This window comes from Methanobacteriaceae archaeon, assembly GCA_013403005.1.
GTDB lineage: Archaea > Methanobacteriota > Methanobacteria > Methanobacteriales > Methanobacteriaceae > Methanobacterium.
On record JACBOA010000003.1, the window covers coordinates 15,104 to 32,739 of the forward strand.

Annotated in this window: 18 protein-coding genes; 16 read left to right on the forward strand and 2 right to left on the reverse strand. The window is 35.9% G+C overall.

The annotated features are described in order from the left end of the window. Positions 1 to 201 precede the first annotated feature (201 nt). Both HVN35_03315 and HVN35_03320 read right to left on the reverse strand, forming a co-directional pair. The gene (locus HVN35_03315) at positions 202 to 1,350 is read right to left on the reverse strand and encodes an ORC1-type DNA replication protein (protein NYB51582.1); all 1,149 of its coding nucleotides are present in this window, start codon (positions 1,348 to 1,350) and stop codon (positions 202 to 204) included. Positions 1,351 to 1,422: 72 nt separating this feature from the next. Further along, complete coding sequence (locus HVN35_03320; protein ID NYB51583.1) at positions 1,423 to 2,178, reverse strand: DUF115 domain-containing protein; 756 nt, start codon at positions 2,176 to 2,178, stop codon at positions 1,423 to 1,425. A gap of 128 nt (positions 2,179 to 2,306) precedes the next feature. Here HVN35_03320 and HVN35_03325 point away from each other — a divergent pair, with 128 nt between their 5' ends. The 16 genes from HVN35_03325 (at position 2,307) to HVN35_03400 (ending at position 17,580) form a co-directional block, all read left to right on the forward strand. Further along, positions 2,307 to 3,461: an alanine--glyoxylate aminotransferase family protein gene (locus HVN35_03325; GenBank protein NYB51584.1), complete on the forward strand. Its 1,155-nt coding sequence runs from the start codon at positions 2,307 to 2,309 to the stop codon at positions 3,459 to 3,461. A gap of 275 nt (positions 3,462 to 3,736) precedes the next feature. Beyond that, a complete protein-coding gene (locus HVN35_03330) occupies positions 3,737 to 9,316 on the forward strand; it encodes a right-handed parallel beta-helix repeat-containing protein (GenBank protein NYB51585.1) in 5,580 nt (1,859 codons plus the stop codon). Between the two features lie 238 nt (positions 9,317 to 9,554). Next, a complete protein-coding gene (locus tag HVN35_03335) occupies positions 9,555 to 10,244 on the forward strand; it encodes a hypothetical protein (protein ID NYB51586.1) in 690 nt (229 codons plus the stop codon). Between the two features lie 152 nt (positions 10,245 to 10,396). Continuing rightward, complete coding sequence (locus tag HVN35_03340; protein NYB51587.1) at positions 10,397 to 10,714, forward strand: hypothetical protein; 318 nt, start codon at positions 10,397 to 10,399, stop codon at positions 10,712 to 10,714. Positions 10,715 to 10,774: 60 nt separating this feature from the next. Continuing rightward, positions 10,775 to 11,473: a hypothetical protein gene (locus HVN35_03345; protein ID NYB51588.1), complete on the forward strand. Its 699-nt coding sequence runs from the start codon at positions 10,775 to 10,777 to the stop codon at positions 11,471 to 11,473. Between the two features lie 33 nt (positions 11,474 to 11,506). After that, positions 11,507 to 11,854 (forward strand): hypothetical protein, encoded by a 348-nt coding sequence (locus HVN35_03350; GenBank protein ID NYB51589.1) that lies wholly within the window; start codon positions 11,507 to 11,509, stop codon positions 11,852 to 11,854. Positions 11,855 to 12,098: 244 nt separating this feature from the next. Beyond that, positions 12,099 to 12,401: a hypothetical protein gene (locus HVN35_03355; protein NYB51590.1), complete on the forward strand. Its 303-nt coding sequence runs from the start codon at positions 12,099 to 12,101 to the stop codon at positions 12,399 to 12,401. Next, positions 12,353 to 12,775 (forward strand): hypothetical protein, encoded by a 423-nt coding sequence (locus HVN35_03360; protein NYB51591.1) that lies wholly within the window; start codon positions 12,353 to 12,355, stop codon positions 12,773 to 12,775. Before HVN35_03355 ends, HVN35_03360 begins: the two co-directional genes overlap by 49 nt. A gap of 23 nt (positions 12,776 to 12,798) precedes the next feature. After that, entirely contained in the window at positions 12,799 to 13,491 is a 693-nt protein-coding gene (locus HVN35_03365) for a tetratricopeptide repeat protein (GenBank protein ID NYB51592.1), read from the forward strand. A gap of 134 nt (positions 13,492 to 13,625) precedes the next feature. Further along, positions 13,626 to 14,420 carry a hypothetical protein gene (locus HVN35_03370; protein ID NYB51593.1) on the forward strand — a complete coding sequence of 265 codons (795 nt, stop codon included), beginning with the start codon at positions 13,626 to 13,628 and terminating at the stop codon, positions 14,418 to 14,420. 105 nt (positions 14,421 to 14,525) lie between these two features. Then, on the forward strand, positions 14,526 to 14,819 hold the full coding sequence (locus HVN35_03375; GenBank protein ID NYB51594.1) for a hypothetical protein: 294 nt from the start codon (positions 14,526 to 14,528) through the stop codon (positions 14,817 to 14,819). Between the two features lie 14 nt (positions 14,820 to 14,833). Further along, complete coding sequence (locus HVN35_03380) at positions 14,834 to 14,989, forward strand: hypothetical protein (GenBank protein ID NYB51595.1); 156 nt, start codon at positions 14,834 to 14,836, stop codon at positions 14,987 to 14,989. 41 nt (positions 14,990 to 15,030) lie between these two features. Further along, entirely contained in the window at positions 15,031 to 15,591 is a 561-nt protein-coding gene (locus HVN35_03385; GenBank protein NYB51596.1) for a hypothetical protein, read from the forward strand. Positions 15,592 to 15,633: 42 nt separating this feature from the next. Further along, positions 15,634 to 15,783 (forward strand): hypothetical protein, encoded by a 150-nt coding sequence (locus HVN35_03390; protein ID NYB51597.1) that lies wholly within the window; start codon positions 15,634 to 15,636, stop codon positions 15,781 to 15,783. 29 nt (positions 15,784 to 15,812) lie between these two features. Beyond that, positions 15,813 to 17,045 carry a hypothetical protein gene (locus tag HVN35_03395; GenBank protein ID NYB51598.1) on the forward strand — a complete coding sequence of 411 codons (1,233 nt, stop codon included), beginning with the start codon at positions 15,813 to 15,815 and terminating at the stop codon, positions 17,043 to 17,045. 37 nt (positions 17,046 to 17,082) lie between these two features. After that, on the forward strand, positions 17,083 to 17,580 hold the full coding sequence (locus HVN35_03400) for a tetratricopeptide repeat protein (GenBank protein NYB51599.1): 498 nt from the start codon (positions 17,083 to 17,085) through the stop codon (positions 17,578 to 17,580). Positions 17,581 to 17,636 lie beyond the last annotated feature (56 nt).

Sequence of the window (17,636 nt, forward strand, 5' to 3'; positions counted from 1 at the left end):
TTCATCTACACACTGGATATATATGAATATTACAAGTAAATGGAAGATTTTTGAGTTTTTAAATCCTTACTTATCCATATAAATGAATAAGATTTGTAAAAAGGAATAGAACATCCATAAAAAATTTTTGGGAAATTAAAATTTATCACTAATTTTCCATTTCTGTGATTTACCCTTAAAAATGATTTTTATTCATTTTATTTAATTAAGAGATCTCTCTATTACTTTAGAATCAAAACGGGAAATAATTAAACGGGTATTGCCCCTTACTCCCTTTCCAGTGAATTGAGTGTCTATTAACCGTACAAATTCCAGTTTTTTAAGTGCACGATCAAATGATGCGTAGCTTAAAGATTTTTTCCCCTCTTTATGATATTCTTCTTTAAGAAGGTTGAAAAGATTCCCTGCTGTGGGATGATCTTCATCTAACTTTATAATCACCCTTAGAATGTTTTTTTCATCCTCAGAAAGTTTATTTATGGTGTCTTTAAGATGATGGGAGTCAAAGTCCTGCATTGCTCGTTCAAGGTGCTCCTTTTTAATGTTTCGTGAGGCATCGGCTTCAGCAAAGTTCCCACTGGTGCGTAAAAGATCAATTCCCACCCTTAAATCTCCTGTAGATTGTGTAACATCAGTAATTTCATCTAAAAGTTCATCTGAAATTACAGAAGGGTAAAAACCTATTTTCACCCGATCCTGGAGTATATCACGGATATCATGCCAGTTGTAGGGTTCGAATATGATTTCTTGGGGTATGAAAATGGAACTGACATTTTTATCCAGCATGTAACGGAATTCTATGTCAGATATTATGGCAAAAACCCCAGTTCTAACCCCTGGGAAAACTTCATGAGCCCGGAGAATATCATAAAGTATTTGGTTGGCATTTTTAGTGTAAAAAAGATGGTTAACATCATCCAATGCAACTACCAGGGCTTTTCCCTCATTAGAGAGCTTTTTCATAATCTCCCCATATATGCGGGAAAAAGGAACACCAGTTTCAGCTGGTAAAAAGCCAAATGAATGCTTGTATATTTGAGAAAAGATATTAAACCTGGTGTTATATAATTGGCAGTTCACATAGGCACATACAACTTTATCAGACCTTTTTTCTACCATTTCAAACATTTTACGAATGGCAGTGGTTTTCCCTGTTGCTGGAGATCCCATAATCACAGAATTAACTGGTTTGCCTCCCTTTAAAGCCGGGCGCAAACATATAGCCAGGGCTTCCATTTGCGCCTCCCGGTGCAAATAATTTTCAGGAACATAATCCGGGTTAAAAGCCATTATATTCTTAAAAAGAGTTTCTTCACCCATCAAAATATCTTCAACACGGTCTGGCATTATATTTACCCCGTCAAAATAATAGAGTATATCTATGATTGTTTATTTTTAATTGTCCAGATCAGCTTATATTTATTAGGATTTATAATTCAGAAATTCCGGTTTTATATCTTCAACACCTTGAACAGATTCTCCGCCTGAAATATTCAAGAAACGGACCTCAGAATTCATAGCAGCCCATTCAACCAGTTTTTTAGCCCATTTAAGTTTTTTCTGTTTTATCACATCTGCCGGACCATCCTCCTGGTTAGGTCGGGAATAGTGGGTTACTATCTTACCGAAATCCATACCTGATAAAACTATAACATGCGCTCCCAGAGCTATGGCCAGGAAAACACAGCGATCTCCATCTGTGAACCCTCCAAAGTTATATATGCTGGAAAGCGGCAAGCTTTGAGTGGTTCCCAGAACATTTACCAGTTTTGGTGTGTATTTTTTTATTTGTTCCAAGTTATTTCCATGGGCATGAACCACCATTAACGCTCCTTTATGATTAACGTGCAATATATCATTCATACGCCCATCCAAGTCAGTTACTACAATATCAGGAATCAAATCATCCTCTAGAAGGGCTGTTGTTGCTCCATCAGCAGCTATGAGAGTAACATCATCCAGATCCATATCTTTTAAAACAGTTAGATTGGACTTCAATGAGGGTCCGGCTCCGAAAATTATAACTCTATCCTGTATTTTTATGTCTTGTGGTGTAAGAGCACCTATATCATCCAGTATGTTGTTTAAAGTTTCTGCAGAGTGTTCATCATCCTCCCTTACAAAACCAAAGTCTTCCAGGATGAGCTGGTACCATTGCATCCAGAGGGTCAGTTCCATATATAAGGTATATCCCATTATATACATAATTAAATTTGTATTGTCCCTGACCATGTACAACCTACGGGCATATACCAGAAATTGTGCATGAGAAAATTGGAGGATATTTTTAATTGGAGTTGAAAAAGATGGATGAAACTTTGCTGATGATTCCTGGACCCACTCGTGTGGCACCCAGGGTCCTGAAGGCCATGTCAGAAAACATTGTTAACCACAGAAGCGCCATTTTTGGTGAAATTCTCACTGAAACCAATCAGATGATGTCTGAAGTGTTCATGACTGAAAACAAGTCTTACCTTATCACTGGCTCTGGCACTGCAGCCATGGAGGCTGCCCTGGCCAACACCATCAGTAAGGGAGACCGGGTGTTAAACATTGTGGGCGGTAAATTCGGACAACGCTTCATGCAGATAACCGAAACCCATGGTGGAATCCCTACTGAGCTGGAAGTGGAATGGGGGCATGCTGTTAACCCTGATGATGTGCGTTACATCCTGGAAGAGGAAGAAGACATTAAAGCAGTGACTATTGTGCACAATGAAACTTCTACCGGTGTGACCAACCCCATTGAAGAGGTGGGTAAAATTATGCAGGATTACGATGCCCTGTACATTGTGGACACTGTGTCCAGTCTGGGTGGGGATGACGTATTTGTAGACGGTTACGGAATCGACATCTGTGTCACCGGCTCCCAGAAATGCTTGGCTGCACCTCCAGGTATGGCTGCCATCACCCTAAGTGACGAAGCCTGGGATGTGGTGGATAAGACTGAAAATCAAACTTACTATCTTAACTTGAAAAAATATAAGAAAAGTGGAGATGCCACACCACCAGAAACTCCCTACACCCCCGCAGTTTCATTAATTTATGCTATGCAAGAAGCTCTCAGGGTTATCATGGAAGAAGGCTTAGAGGAAAGAGTTAAAAGACACAAATTAGCTGCTAAAGCCACCCAGAATGGTATTAATGCCCTGGGATTGGAATTATTCGCCCAGAAAGAAGTATCCAGTAACACCGTAACCTCAGTTAAGATGCCTGAAGGAACAACCGATGCAGAACTCAGGGGTACCATGAGGGAACGCTACCGGATTGAACTAGCCGGAGGCCAGGACCATCTTAAGGGTAATGTGTTCCGTATCGGCCACATGGGTAACATAACCCACAGAGAAATAATAAGCACCATCGCCGCATTAGAGATGACCATGCAGGGTCTGGGAATGGATGTAGAGATTGGTGAAGGTGTGGCTGCTGTGGCAGACACTTATCTGGAAGGGACCATCTAATCTCTTCCTTTAGGATTTTTTTCTAATTTTAAATACCTTTTTGAACTTTTTTAGCCTGTTAATTTTTTTTATGAAGTGGTTCATCTTTCATCAAATTAGTTAGCCCTGCTTGATCATAATTTATTTAACAAAACTATTATTTTATTCATTTTACTATAAAATATTTTTTATTAATTACATTATAAAAGGTATTAAATATTACTTTGCCTAAAGGATCTTTGGGTGAAAGTATGAATAAAATATTTTTTAGTATGATAATATTGGTTTTGTCCGTGATGATTATCTCAATTATTGGAACTGTTTCAGCTGCTAATTTAACTGTAAGCCCTGGTGGAAGTATCCAAGCAGCAGTGAATAATGCTTCTTCAGGAGATATTATAATAGTGAGTGATAATAACGGTTCTGCTTATACTTACACTGAAAATGTGATCATTAATAAAAAAGTTCAGTTACAGGCAAAAGTTGGAGGAAATATTACTATTCAGGCATTGAATTCCTCAAAATCTGTTTTTACCATTAATTCTGATGGTAGTGGTTCAACAATACAGGGATTCATCATAAAAACAACAAATAATGCTTATAGTATTTCTTTGACAAATGCTAATAATTGCAACATCATCAATAATACCTTTAACAATAACTATGGTGCCATATCACTTTCTGGTTCAAATAACAGGATCATTGGAAACACTTTAAACAATAACACCCTTGGAATATATGATCTTCGTGGTTCGAATCACATCATCCAAAACAACACAATAATAGGCAACCAATATGGAATACAAAGTTTCTATAGTTCAAATCACATAATCCAATACAATAACCTAACAAGTAATAATTACGGCATATACCTCGCCTACGGTTCAAATCACCTTATTCAAAACAATAACCTAACAAGTAATAATTACGGCATATACCTCGCCTACGGTTCAAATCACCTTATTCAAAACAATAACCTAACAAGTAATAATTACGGCATATATCTTGCATATGGATCAAATCATTACATTACAGGAAATAATTTAATTGATTCCACTACAAGTATGTGTCTAGTTTTTGCCAATACTGCCATAATTAACAATAATATCACTGGTAGCCAATATGGAATAAAGCTAATCTATTGCTCAAATATTACAATTAACAAAAACAGCATCTTTAAAAACAATTATGGAATATACATTTTGAATTCTACTGTAAATTGTAAATTTAACAATTTTTCCGAAAATTCACAATTTGGGCTTTATAGTTGGGGTAATGGAATTGTAAATGCTACAAATAACTGGTGGGGTTCCAATAATCCCATTATTTCTGCTGTTACTAACAGTGACATTTATGCGACAGCAGGAAATGTTACCTATAATCCATGGCTGGTTATGAATGTGAATGCCAGTCCTGGAGTTGTTGGTAATGGTAATTCCAATATCACAGTTGATTTAACTCACAATAACAATGGTGAGGATGTTTCTTCACAGGGGACCCTTCCAGATAATATTCCAGTGAATTTCACCACTACCTTGGGAACTGTTACCAGCCCAGTTTATACCCTTAACGGAAAAGCCATTTCAACATTTACAAGAGGAACTGCAACCTCAGGAACGGCATATATTAGCGTTTCACTGAATAAACAGACCATACAGACTAACATAACCATCGACACCATTTCACCTAGTGTAAATGCCAGTTTGGCAAGTGGCATTTATAATACTACCAAGTCCGTAACTTTGACTGTTTCAGATAACCTTGATTTAAATCCAATCATTTATTACACTATTAATGGCAATACTCCCACAACTTCTAGCACTAGGTATACCAGTCCAATAATGATCATTACCCCTGGCACTACAACATTGAAGTTTATGGCCGTGGATAGTGCAGGTAATCAGGCAATGGTTCAAACTCAAAATTACACTTTAAACCTTGTATCCAATATCAACATTAATAAAACTTATTCTAGGATTCAGGATGCTATTAATGACCCATTAACATTAAATGGTCATACTATTGAGATATCCGGAAATTTCACTGAAAATATAATAATACATAAAAAAGTTACTATAAAGCCTGTTTCTGGAGCTAATGTGACTATTTTTGCTTTGAATCAAACCGAACCCATTTTCACTATCATCTCAAGTGGAAATGGCTCTTGTATACAGGATCTCACGATAATAGGTGCTGGGACTTCTGCAAATGCCAAATGCATTAATATCATGTCCGCCAACAATTGTAGCATTATTGGAAACGTCATAATTGGAAATTATTATGGGATCTCCCTATATGCATCTAATAATACATTAATTCAGAATAACACAATAAATAATTCCTTATACTCTGCCATTGACATCACCAGTTCCTCAAATAACAAAGTAAACTTTAATCAGTTTTTTAATGGAGTAATTGGGGTAAACATTGTTAATTCTAATGATAATCAGGTTTTAACAAATTATCTTAGAGGAATTCAATTTTGTGCAATTTATCTTTCAACTTCCTCAAGAAACATATTTGCCAAAAACATTATTTTAGAGAATACTGTGGGAATATACGCATATAATTCTATGAATAACACGATTTTATATAATAACATTTCATCCAATCGTGCATATGGAATTTATTTTAGTGGAATGAATTTGGGCAGTGCAAATAACATATTTATAGGAAATTGTATTTCCAATAATTGTGGTGATGGAATGCAATTTTCAGGATCCTACAATAACAGCATCTTTGAAAACGATATCTCCAGTAACCGTAATAGAGGAATATACCTCTCTTCATCTTCAGCTAATTTAAATTTAAATAGAATAACTGGAAACAACGTGCATGGACTTGAAACTAGTGATAACTGTACTATAAATGCAACCAACAACTGGTGGGGAACCAACGAACCACTGGTTTCATCAGCAAGTGGAAGTGCAATATACACGGCCGGTGGAACAGTTCTTTATGATCCATGGCTTGTAATTAATTTAACTGGTTCAGTTGTTCATGTAACACACCAAAATACTTCTAATTCAGAGATAACCGCAGATTTAACCCATAATAACCGTGGAGAAAACACATCCGGTTCAGGATCAATACCTGACGGATTGCCAGTTAATTTCACCACCACACTCGGAAGCATCACCCCCACAGCCACTACTAAAAAAGGTAAAGCAACTGTTATTCTCACATCAAGCCCCTATTCTGGTGCAACAACAGTCACAGCAACCATGGACAATCAACAAGTTTCTAAAGCGTTCCGTAAATCTTTTAGCACCATACAATCTGCTATCAGTAATTCGTTAACTGTTAATGGTGATGTTATTTTGGTGGAAAGTGGCACCTATGTTGAGAATGTTGTGGTGAATAAGAATTTGACCATATTTTCTGAGGGCAATGTGACTGTACGGGCTTCGAATCCTTCACAACCTGTTTTTAAGATAAACAGCTCGGGCAGTGGAACATTAATTCAGGGTTTTATTATTTCAGGGGCGGTTAATAGTTTTGGATTGCTTTTGAATGGATGTTCAAACTGCACAATCAATAGCAACACCATAACCAACAATTTCTTTGGAATCCTCACTAACGCGGTCAAAACTATGAATAATGTTATTATGAACAGTAATATAACCAGTAATCAAATGATTGGGTTAGCCACTTGTAATGCTGATAATTATGTAATTTATGGGAACACAATCACCTATAATGGATATGGTGGGATGGAGCTTCTTGATTCGAAGAATAATATCCTTCACACTAACTTGATAATGAGTAATGATGGCCCTGGGATTTTTATTTCGAATTTAAACAACACTTTAATTCAAAATAACCTTATCCCCGGAAATGTATATGGTGTATATATGGAATACTGTGGAAATTGCACAGTTTATGGGAATTTAATAGTTCAGGGCATATATGGAATATACACTAATTCTTCATCAGCTGATATTAATTTTAACAGAATTGCTTCAAACAGTCAATACGAGCTTATCAGTGAAAATGGAAATGTAAATGCAACCAACAACTGGTGGGGATCCAATACTAATCCCGTGAATCTGGGTGAAATTGTTTACAATGGATATGTGGATTATAATCCCTGGCTCATACTGAGTATTGATCCTTCATCCACTGTTAATTCGGGTGGAAATGCCAGCATAATCGCTGATTTAACTCATAATAACCTGGGACAGGACACTTCATCTCTGGGGCATGTTATTAAAGGCATATCCATTACTTTCGGCACTAACTATGGAACGATTACTAGTTCGGCTCTTACTTTTAATGGAAAGGCCGCAGCCATATTGAATCTGGGTACTACTGCGTCTCGGACGGTGACTGTTAATGCTACTCTTGATAGTCAGACTGTGTCCAGGCAGATGACTATAACTCCTGGATCAGCAGTATTGAACATTACCAGCTCTGCACTGAACATTACCACCCTTCAACCCATCAGTTTAACTTATACGGTGCCTTTGAGTAGTTCTGTGACCTGGCTCAGTGTACTCTGGAAGAACACCTATGTATTTTATGGTGAACTGCAAATATTAGTAAATGGAACTGTAGTAAAAAGTATAGGATATGTTAATCCAGGTTACAATACCTGGAAAAACAGCGGTTATCGGGATGATGTTTTCAGGGCAATACTATATGCAAACAATTACATACTACAGGACGGAATAAAACCCAACGCAATACCAGCAAGCTTTTGGAATGATCTATCCTCATTGTATGGTTTAACCAGCACAGAATTGCAGTTTATCCAGAATCACCGATTAGAGTTCATTGACAACATAACACTTAAATTAACCTATCCTGGAGCAGATGCACCAAATATAACGGTCACTGATCCTCTGACCAACAGTACAATAAACTTGAACTTCACAGGAAACACTGCCATCAGAACAAGCCCCATCATGTACTTGGATGGTTTTTTGGCGGGTTATGAGGGTGTTAAGAGTTTTGCCATTGCCACTACTAAAGTTAATGATGATATTCTTGCTTACTGGCTAAACCAGAATTCCACTTATCCAGTAGGGGCAATGAAAGCCGCTTATGGAACATTCTTAACAGCTTTGCTAATGGAATATTGTCATGATCAAGTAGCTGATGTAGTAGCCAGAGAATTTAATATAACTTGGACTAGAACACACCCCATAGCAGTTTCAGTGGGAGATGATGCCTACCAAACTTATCTAACCCTAGAATGTGACCATAGCATGGGCACGACAGTTGCCGGATCACTAAAGAACACAATCCTGTTCAACTATATCTGTTCGTCATCAATTTCACCCATTGAATATGCACTCATGAACAATTTAGGACTTAATCAGATCATTACCATCAATTCATCTGTCAGTTCTGTATTAATAGATTTAATTCATGACTTAGGCAATAATATTCCTTTAGAAATGTTTATTCAGAAGGGTTATATCATAATAAAGTCTGTAGGAAATAATAGTAATTTTATGGTAGTTGATCCTGAAACTGGCATTGTAAGGGATATTAACACAGTTTACAATTACTATGGAGCATACTGCTTCCATGACCAGTTAACAAGCCAATCTTACCAAGTAGGTGAAAATTTCCAGGAAAAAGAAGTATACCTTAATATAAACTATGTATCAAAATTGTTTGGTAGTGTGGTTAAGGTTTTTACAGGAGTTGAAGCAATTAAATTTTCAATACTACTACTTGGCGTTGCACCACCACTCGGTACAATAGCAGGAGTTGGAGGTATTGTGGTTGGATCAATACAAATAGGAAGGGGTTTTTACCAATTGTATGATGCTGCAGTTAACACTCCTTGGACTACAAGCCGAAATTACGAAGAACAGCTCAATGAAGATTGGCATGAATGGTTTATTAATGGGGGGCCTTGGTAAAAAAACCTTGATTTCCCATTTCTGGCATAAATATAAATGTTCACGGTGATAATTTGGATAAAAAACAGTTCAGGAAAAATTTAAATAGACTATTATTTTTATCTATTATTATAACAGTTGGTGTTATACATGATTTTTTATACAATAATACTTTGATTAACTTATTTTTAGTAATAATTGTACTCATCTGTACATTAATTATATTTTTTGTAAGGGTAAGATCGGAAAATATTAAAATATGAAATATGTTAGACGCAGCATGGATTTTGAAGGATTCAAAAAAAATCCTAAAACAGGGATAAAAATAAGGACTCTCACATTCAACAGAAAGGTCGTAAACATATTAAATCTTGGAACTAGTGCTTTTCGGTCGGTTACGGTTAATGCATCTTTGAATACTCAGAATGTGTCCCTGCAGATGACTATAGCTCCTGGATCAGCAGCATTGAACATTACCAGCTCTGCACTGAACATTACCACCCTTCAACCCATCACTTTAACTTATACGGTGCCTTTGAGTAGTTCTGTGACCTGGCTCAGTGTATTCTGGAAGAACACCTATGTATTTTATGGTGAACTGCAAATATTAGTAAATGGAACTGTGGTAAAAAGTATAGGATATGTTAATCCAGGTTACAATACCTGGAAGAACAGCGGTTATTACATTGATGTTTTCGGGGCAATACTATATGCAAACAACTACATACTACAGGATGGAATAAAACCCCAATGCAATACCAAAAAGCTTCGGAACAATCTAAAATCATTGTTTAATTTAAATAGTAATGAATTGCAGTTTATCCAGAATCACCGACTGGAGTTTATGGACAACATAATAGTTAAATTAACCTACCCTAGAGCAGTTTCACAGGCTATGACGGTCACTGATCCCTTGACCATCAGCACAATAGATCTTAATTTCACTTAGGTACTGTTCTTAGAATTAGTCCCAGTTATATATTTGGATGGTTTTAGGGTGGGTTATGAGGTTGTTAAGAGTTTTGCCATTGCCACCACTAAAGTTAATGATGATATTCTTGCTTACTGGCTAAACCAGAATTCCACTTATTCAATGGGGCTATGAAAGCAGCTTATGGAACATTCCTGAACTCCCTACTAGTGATCAAATGTCATGACCTGGTGGCAGATTCAGCAGCAGCCCGATACAATGTCACTTGGACTCGCACCACACCCACTGCAATTTCCACACTCGACGATGCCTACAGCACCTTACTAACCGGAGAAATGGACCACCGCATGGGAATGGACGTAACCGGAAACCCCCAAAATGTGAAAGCCTTCCGTTTCGCCTGCTCATCAGCATTCTCACCCATAGAATACTGGATAATGTCCGCACTATTCCCCAACAACACCAACGGAACCACCACAGGCACATAACCCACAGGAAGCGTAACCATTGGCCTGGGACACACCCTACTAAATGGCGGAACCCTGGAAATGTTCGAAAGCAATGGCCACATAATAATCAGACAACTCGGAAACAACACCAAAGTACTAGTAATAGACCCAGAAACAGGACTAGTAATGGACCTAATGAACGGAACAAATACTTGTGGAAGCTACTGCTATAAAAGCCAACAAACAGAATGGGCATGCAACCTAACAGAAAGCATATATAAAAATGGACAGACAATCTTAGATCTCCTTATAAAAGGCAATGGAACCATTGACTTCAATCAACTTGCCAATAACATTAAATCGGGGCTTATGGGATTCTTGAATAGTGCTATGATATCATTGGAAGTTAGCAACATGTTTCTTACAAATTCCCTATCTGAATTTACACAATTTTATTCAGATGGTGTTAAGGTAAATTTTAATTTTAATAATTTTTTAGTCGCCGCTCAATATGATATTACAATCGGCCTTCTTGCCGTTGGCGGTCCAGATGTTCTTGCAGGTGAAAGTGCAGTAGAATTTTTAGCTGGTCTAATAACTACTGGAATAGGTCTATATAGGGGGGATTTCTCCGAAATGAGAGAAAATCATTGGCTAGAAATCAAGCTATATGGAACAACACTTTATAGTAGGCATGCTGTAGTCTTTGAAACTCCTGAAGCATCATTATTACCAGAAAAAAGAAGAGTTAATAATACCAATACAACTAACAGATTTTTATCAGTGTATTTCATTTAATCTATTATATAACTATTAAACAGGACGTGGCGTATGAAGACAAGTTCAGAATTGATAAAAATTATATTTGGAAGTTGGTTTTTAATATTAACCTCATCCTGGTACTTGAAAGACCCCTCTTTCACATATTATATTCCATTGATCTTCTTTTTTTTGATTAACCTCATAATTGATGTGTTTAAATTAAAAGCATATTATAATAAAAATCTTTTTCTATTTTTTGGGGTTGTTTTTTTAGTTTTAATGGGATTAAGTTTAATTTTGCTCTCTCCAACTGTTGATAAACTCTTATACTACATAGAAGTTGGAATATTCACACTCCTAATCATACTATTCATTAGAAGTGCACTTAAAAAAATAGGAAATACTCAAAAAAAATAACAAAAAGATAATACTTCAGAATAACCTGATTATGGCCCTTTACATGATGCTAACTGTTATTCCGACCAGCAGACAGACTGCTCCAGTGATCTCGGAGAAGAACTCCGTTCTAATAATGAAACCGTAAGTATGGAAAAAATGAAACTTGTGTGGTTAAGTCTTATAAGTACTGCGGCTATATGCTGCTGAAGGAGGATCTGCAACAGCAGTTGGAGGCACAGCAGGTGTATTGGAGTTAGGTGCCGTGGGAACTGTTATGGTTGAAGGAGGGGCATTTATTGGGATGTCAGTTGCAGTTGCTGTACTGCTTTATGAACCTTATTTCATGCTTTATGAATTCCCAGAAAAACTCAGAATAATGAAAGAAATCTACGACATGAAAAAAAATCAAAGCGAAACATGGACAGGAGCATTATCACTATTCTTACCAAAAGACCGAGAACCAACACCGGAAGAACTTCAAGAAGCAAACATGAAGGCCGCATCATTATTGATGAGTTGTATGAGAATAATGACATTGAACTTTTCAATGAACTTCAAGAATTAGGAAAAACTTATTTGGCTGGGAAAAAACTTGAAGTAGTTAGAGTAGGGAATCAGATTGGAATACCTCAGAAAGATGGAACATATAAATTTAGAGATGGAGGTCCGGATTTAGATCCAGATTTATGGACACAGGCATTCCTAAAAATATGCCGTGGTATAAAGAAACAGGGTCAAAATATGATTAAAGGTATCGCAGAAGGTAACCCTGTTGAAATTGCCAAAGCAAGTGCTGGAGTAATTTTTGGAATTGGTGCTCTTTGGATATTCGGTGGAGCGTATGCCTATGATATTATTATAAAAGATTGGATTGAATTTAATAAAACTAGTAATAACACCACTAATAATAATACAAATTATACACCAAATTACCCTTAGTATGATAAGAAAGGAGTTTTTAAATGGTTTTTGGCAAAATTCAAAATAAATTGAAAAAAAGATCACTAATGCGAAAAGGCAAAGAATTTTTAAAACAGGGTGAATATGGAAAGGCGTTAGAGTGTGATAATGAAGTTTTAAAGCTTTATCCTAGAGATATTAGTGGAATGAGAAACAAAAATATAACTTTAGAAATTATGGGGAGATATGAAGAAGCATCAAAATGTTACCTTGCAGTACTGGAGTTAGAACCTGATTCTAGTAAAGATTGGAGTTTTAAAGGAGATGCTTTTAATTATCTACATAAATATGAGAATGCTCTTGAGTGTTACGAAAATGCTTTAAATTTAGATCCAAAGAATTTTGAAGCTTGGAACAACAAAGGTGTTGTTCTCAAAAAGGTTGGTAAATATGAAGAAGCTTTAAAATGTTTTGATCAAGCTCTAAAATATTTCCCCAAATTAAGCGGATACTGGACTAACAAAGGCATTGCTTTAATTGAACTTAAAGAATATCAAAAAGCCATAGAATCTCTTGATAAAGCTTTGGAATTAAATTCAAACGATGAAAGAGCATGGTATTATAAAGGCATTGTGTTTAAAACTCTTGAAAAAGATGAAGAAGCTTTAAAATGTTTTGATAAAGCTTTGGAAATTGATCCTGATTATGAAGATGCTAAAAATGCAAAAAAAGAAATTTTATCTTCTAAATCTTAAATTTTCGCCACAACCCAAGTAACCAATAAAATCCTAAGGTAGTGGCTGAACAAGAAATCATTATACGCTCTTGTCCCTATGAAAGCTGCGTATGGTAAGTTCCTAGCTTCTTTATTGATGATTAAGTGTATGACATGGTGGCAGATCAAGCAGCTTCTAAGTTTAACGTTACCTGGAGTCGTACTACTCCTATTGCAGTTTCAGTTTGTGATGATGCTTATGATGGTTATATGACCTTAGAGTGTGATCATCGTTTTGGTATGGATGTTACTGGTGATTCAAGTAATGTTTATGCGTTTAGGTTTGCCTTTTCATCTACCATTAATCCGATTGAGCGTGGGGTTATGAAAACATTGCTCCCAAGTATTGATGATTCTTTTGAAGTAAATTCTTCTTTAGGCCGTTTGTGTTCTTCTATTACTATTGGTTTAGGGCAGATCCTTTTAAATGGTGAAATGGTTGATATCTTTGTGAGTAACGGTTATTTGGTGATTAAGTCAGCGGATAATCGATTGTTTTTAGTGCTTGATCTTGAAACTGGAATTGTCCGCGATGTAATGGTCACTAATAATTCTACTTTTTCTTATAGTAGTTGGTGTTATTCTGACCAGCAGACAGAAGGGGCCAGTGAACTGGGTGAGAAATTGTTGAATAATCTACCTGAATGGTTAAGTTCGATTGATGATATTTGTTTAAGTAAAAGTTGGGCTCTTATGGAGTTGGGCGTTGCAACAGCGAAATTCTTAGCACCGTTATTACTGCCTTTAATGACAATAAACTTAATTGATTCGGTTATGCCTGGGGCGATAGAGGTAGCCGAGAGAAATGGACGATTTGACCGCACTATATTTCTTATTCCCTTATGTATAAGTATTGGGGAGAATCAGGTCCATCACAATGGTTCTGGGATACATTATATGAAGGATTAGAAAAATATTATCATGATATCATTCCATCACAATCTGATCTAGAAAAAGAGCAGCCTACAAATTTTATGGGAAGTTCAATAACGCCAGATTGTAATTTCATGATTTATGGATATGGTGGTGATGAAGAGGATGACACTTGGCTCCATTATAAAGTTGTTAGAACTCCCCCTAATAATGATTGTTGGGTTTTGGAATGTTCTATTGTTTATTATGTTGGGGACAAATCTTATAGAGAAACTCAATATGCTGTTTTGCTACCGGGAAAACTTCTCTGTACTTTACCAAGGTGATCATCACACATTTAAATTTAAAATACCTAAAAATGAACAAGGAGGAATAATTGCAACTTATTCAGTAACTTATTACTGTTTTCAAAAAATGCCAAATAATAATATTTAAAGGAGATATAATCGATGGATATTACAGGAACATCTCAAGTTTATTATCTTTCACCAGCTTATTTGCTGATCATTGTGGTATTAGTGGGTTTTATTTATCATTTGATTCGCAATCAGAATATAAAAACACGCTTCTATCAAGCACCCTCATTGGAATCATTATTACTGTAATATTAGTGCCTCTAGATAATCTGATATATTTTTTCTTAGAAATGGGTAAGTTTATAGCTCTGGTAATTCTTGGAGGATTTCTCGCTGTTGGACTTAAAAAGTTAAGAATCACAAATGAAACTGAAGATTTCCATGAACTTCCTGAAAATGAATCAGAGGACCATAGGAAATGGTGGTCTGGTTTAAGTCCCAGAAATCAAACCATTGCCATTTGCAGCGCTTCTTTACTGAGTATTATTTTAATAATCAGTGTAATTTGTCTTTTAACTCCTGTTGAGAATTCAACCTTACTTGGTCTTAATTTTAATCCTTCAAACGGGTTTGTAAATGCGGATTATACTGATAGTGGGGAAATGATTGTTTGTATAGCTAATAACACTACACAATGCCTCATAAATGGTTCTTCAGAAGTAAATGCAACTGTTACAATTACATCAAGTGATTTAGGTATCTATAATCAAACCATACCATTAGATGCGGAAAATAACTTTGCCTACAATATTAACATACCAAAAAATGTTTCTATTATCAAAATCACGTTATACGCCACTAAATCAGCGAAAAAAGATAGATATATTAATTTCTTCATTAAAAAGCAATAATAACAGAAGTTCCATATTTCAATAGTTACGGTGCTGATGCCAATGGAAACACTTATGATGGGGGATATGAAGGTGTTAGAAGCTTTGCCATTGTCACAACTAAAGTTACGGATGAAACTTTACAGTGCTGGTTGGATAAGAAGTTTTTGTATCAGGCAGGGCCTACGAAGGCTGCGTATGGCACTTTCCTAGCTTCTTTATTGATGATTAAGTGTCATGACATGGTGGCAGATCAAGCAGCTTCTAAGTTTAATGTTACTTGGAGTCGTATTACTCCTATTGCAGTTTCAGTTTGTGATGATGCTTATGATGGTTATATGACCTTAGAATGCGATCATCGTTTTGGTATGGATGTTACTGGTGATTCAAGTAATGTTTATGCGTTTAGGTTTGCTTGTTCTCTTGTTATCAATCCCATCGAGCATTCTGTTATGAAAACATTATTCCCCTCCATCAATTCTTCTTTTACAGGAAATATATCCGAAATTTATTCTTCTATTACCATTAGTTTGGGTCAGAAGATGCTTAATGGTGAAATGCCAAATACATTCATGAGCAATGGTTATATAGTGATTAAATCCGTTGATAATCATTTATTCTTGGTGATCGATCCTGTAACTGGCATAGTCCGTGATGTTATGGTCACCAATCCAACTTTTTCTTATGGTAGTTGGTGTTATTCTGATCAACAAACTGAGTGGGCCAGTGAACTTGCGGAAAAATTGAATGGCACGAACCTCAGTATTCAACCGGACTGGCTTAAATCTACATATGAGATTAGTATGAGAGCTGGTTTAGTTGCTTTAGGAACCGGAGCCATAGCCGAAAGTGCTGGAACAGCATTCGGAACTGGAACATTAATAGGAACCGGAATGCTATTAACAATCGCAGCATATGCTATGCCAATTACAGCAGGTGTAGTTGTAGCCTGTGTCATATTCGAAATTTGCGTTGATCAAGGCTGGCTACCACCCGAAAAATGCCGAGAAATATGTGGAAATGCATTCTTACCCTTTGCTTTAATAAACACATTCATCTATGATGAACCAACACCCACAATACAACAACTAAAAGAAACATACTGGAAAACCAGCGAATTATTAAGGTTAATATCAGAAAATGAAGATGAAGAATCTTATGATGTGATGTTTGGATACCCACATACCCCTAGTGGATTGGCTGTAGCTGAGAGGTATGAACATTTATTTGCCCCACCACCCATAGGCGGTGACAATGATGAGGATATGACTGAAGTTGGGAAGTTTATAAGAGAAAAGTTGGAAAAAACAAAAGAAAAATGGAATGATGGTGATTTCATTGGTGCTATGAAAGAATTTAAATGGGTAATTGCTGGAAGTAGTGTAATTACTTTAAAATTGGCCTATGAAAACTTAGAATTAATAGAAGAATTCATAAAAAATATTTCTAAATCCAGTAGTGCGAGATTATGTTAATATATTAAATTTCATTAAATTGAGGAGTATGTTAAGAATGGGTGTTTTTGATAGTTTTAAAAAGAAATCCATGAATAATAAAGGTATTAAACTTATAAATCATGGGAAATTTGAGGAATCACTAGAATATTTTGATCAATCAATTAAAATAGATCCCAAATATGATAAAGCATGGTACAATAAAGGCAATGCTCTTAGTAAAATGCAAAAATTTGAGGATAGTTTGATTTGTTATGATAAAGCTTTGGAATTGAACTCTGACTATGATTTAGCATGGATGGGTAAAGGTTTTTCTTTAGCCTATTTAGAAAGATATGAAAAAGCACTGGAATGTTTAAATAAGGCATTACAATTAAACAAGGAAAATGAAAAAATTTTTTATGGCAAAGGGTATGTTTTAGTGAAACTTGGAAAACTAAATGAAGCAGAAAATTGTTTTGATAAAGCTTTAGAATTAAACCCTGACTATGAAGATGCTAAACAAAGTAAAAAAGCCATATCAAAAATCTTCAAATCTATCCCATATCTAAAATAAAATTTAGCCCCTTAGATTTTTCTTATTGAAAGAATAAATATAATGATTTTTTGGAA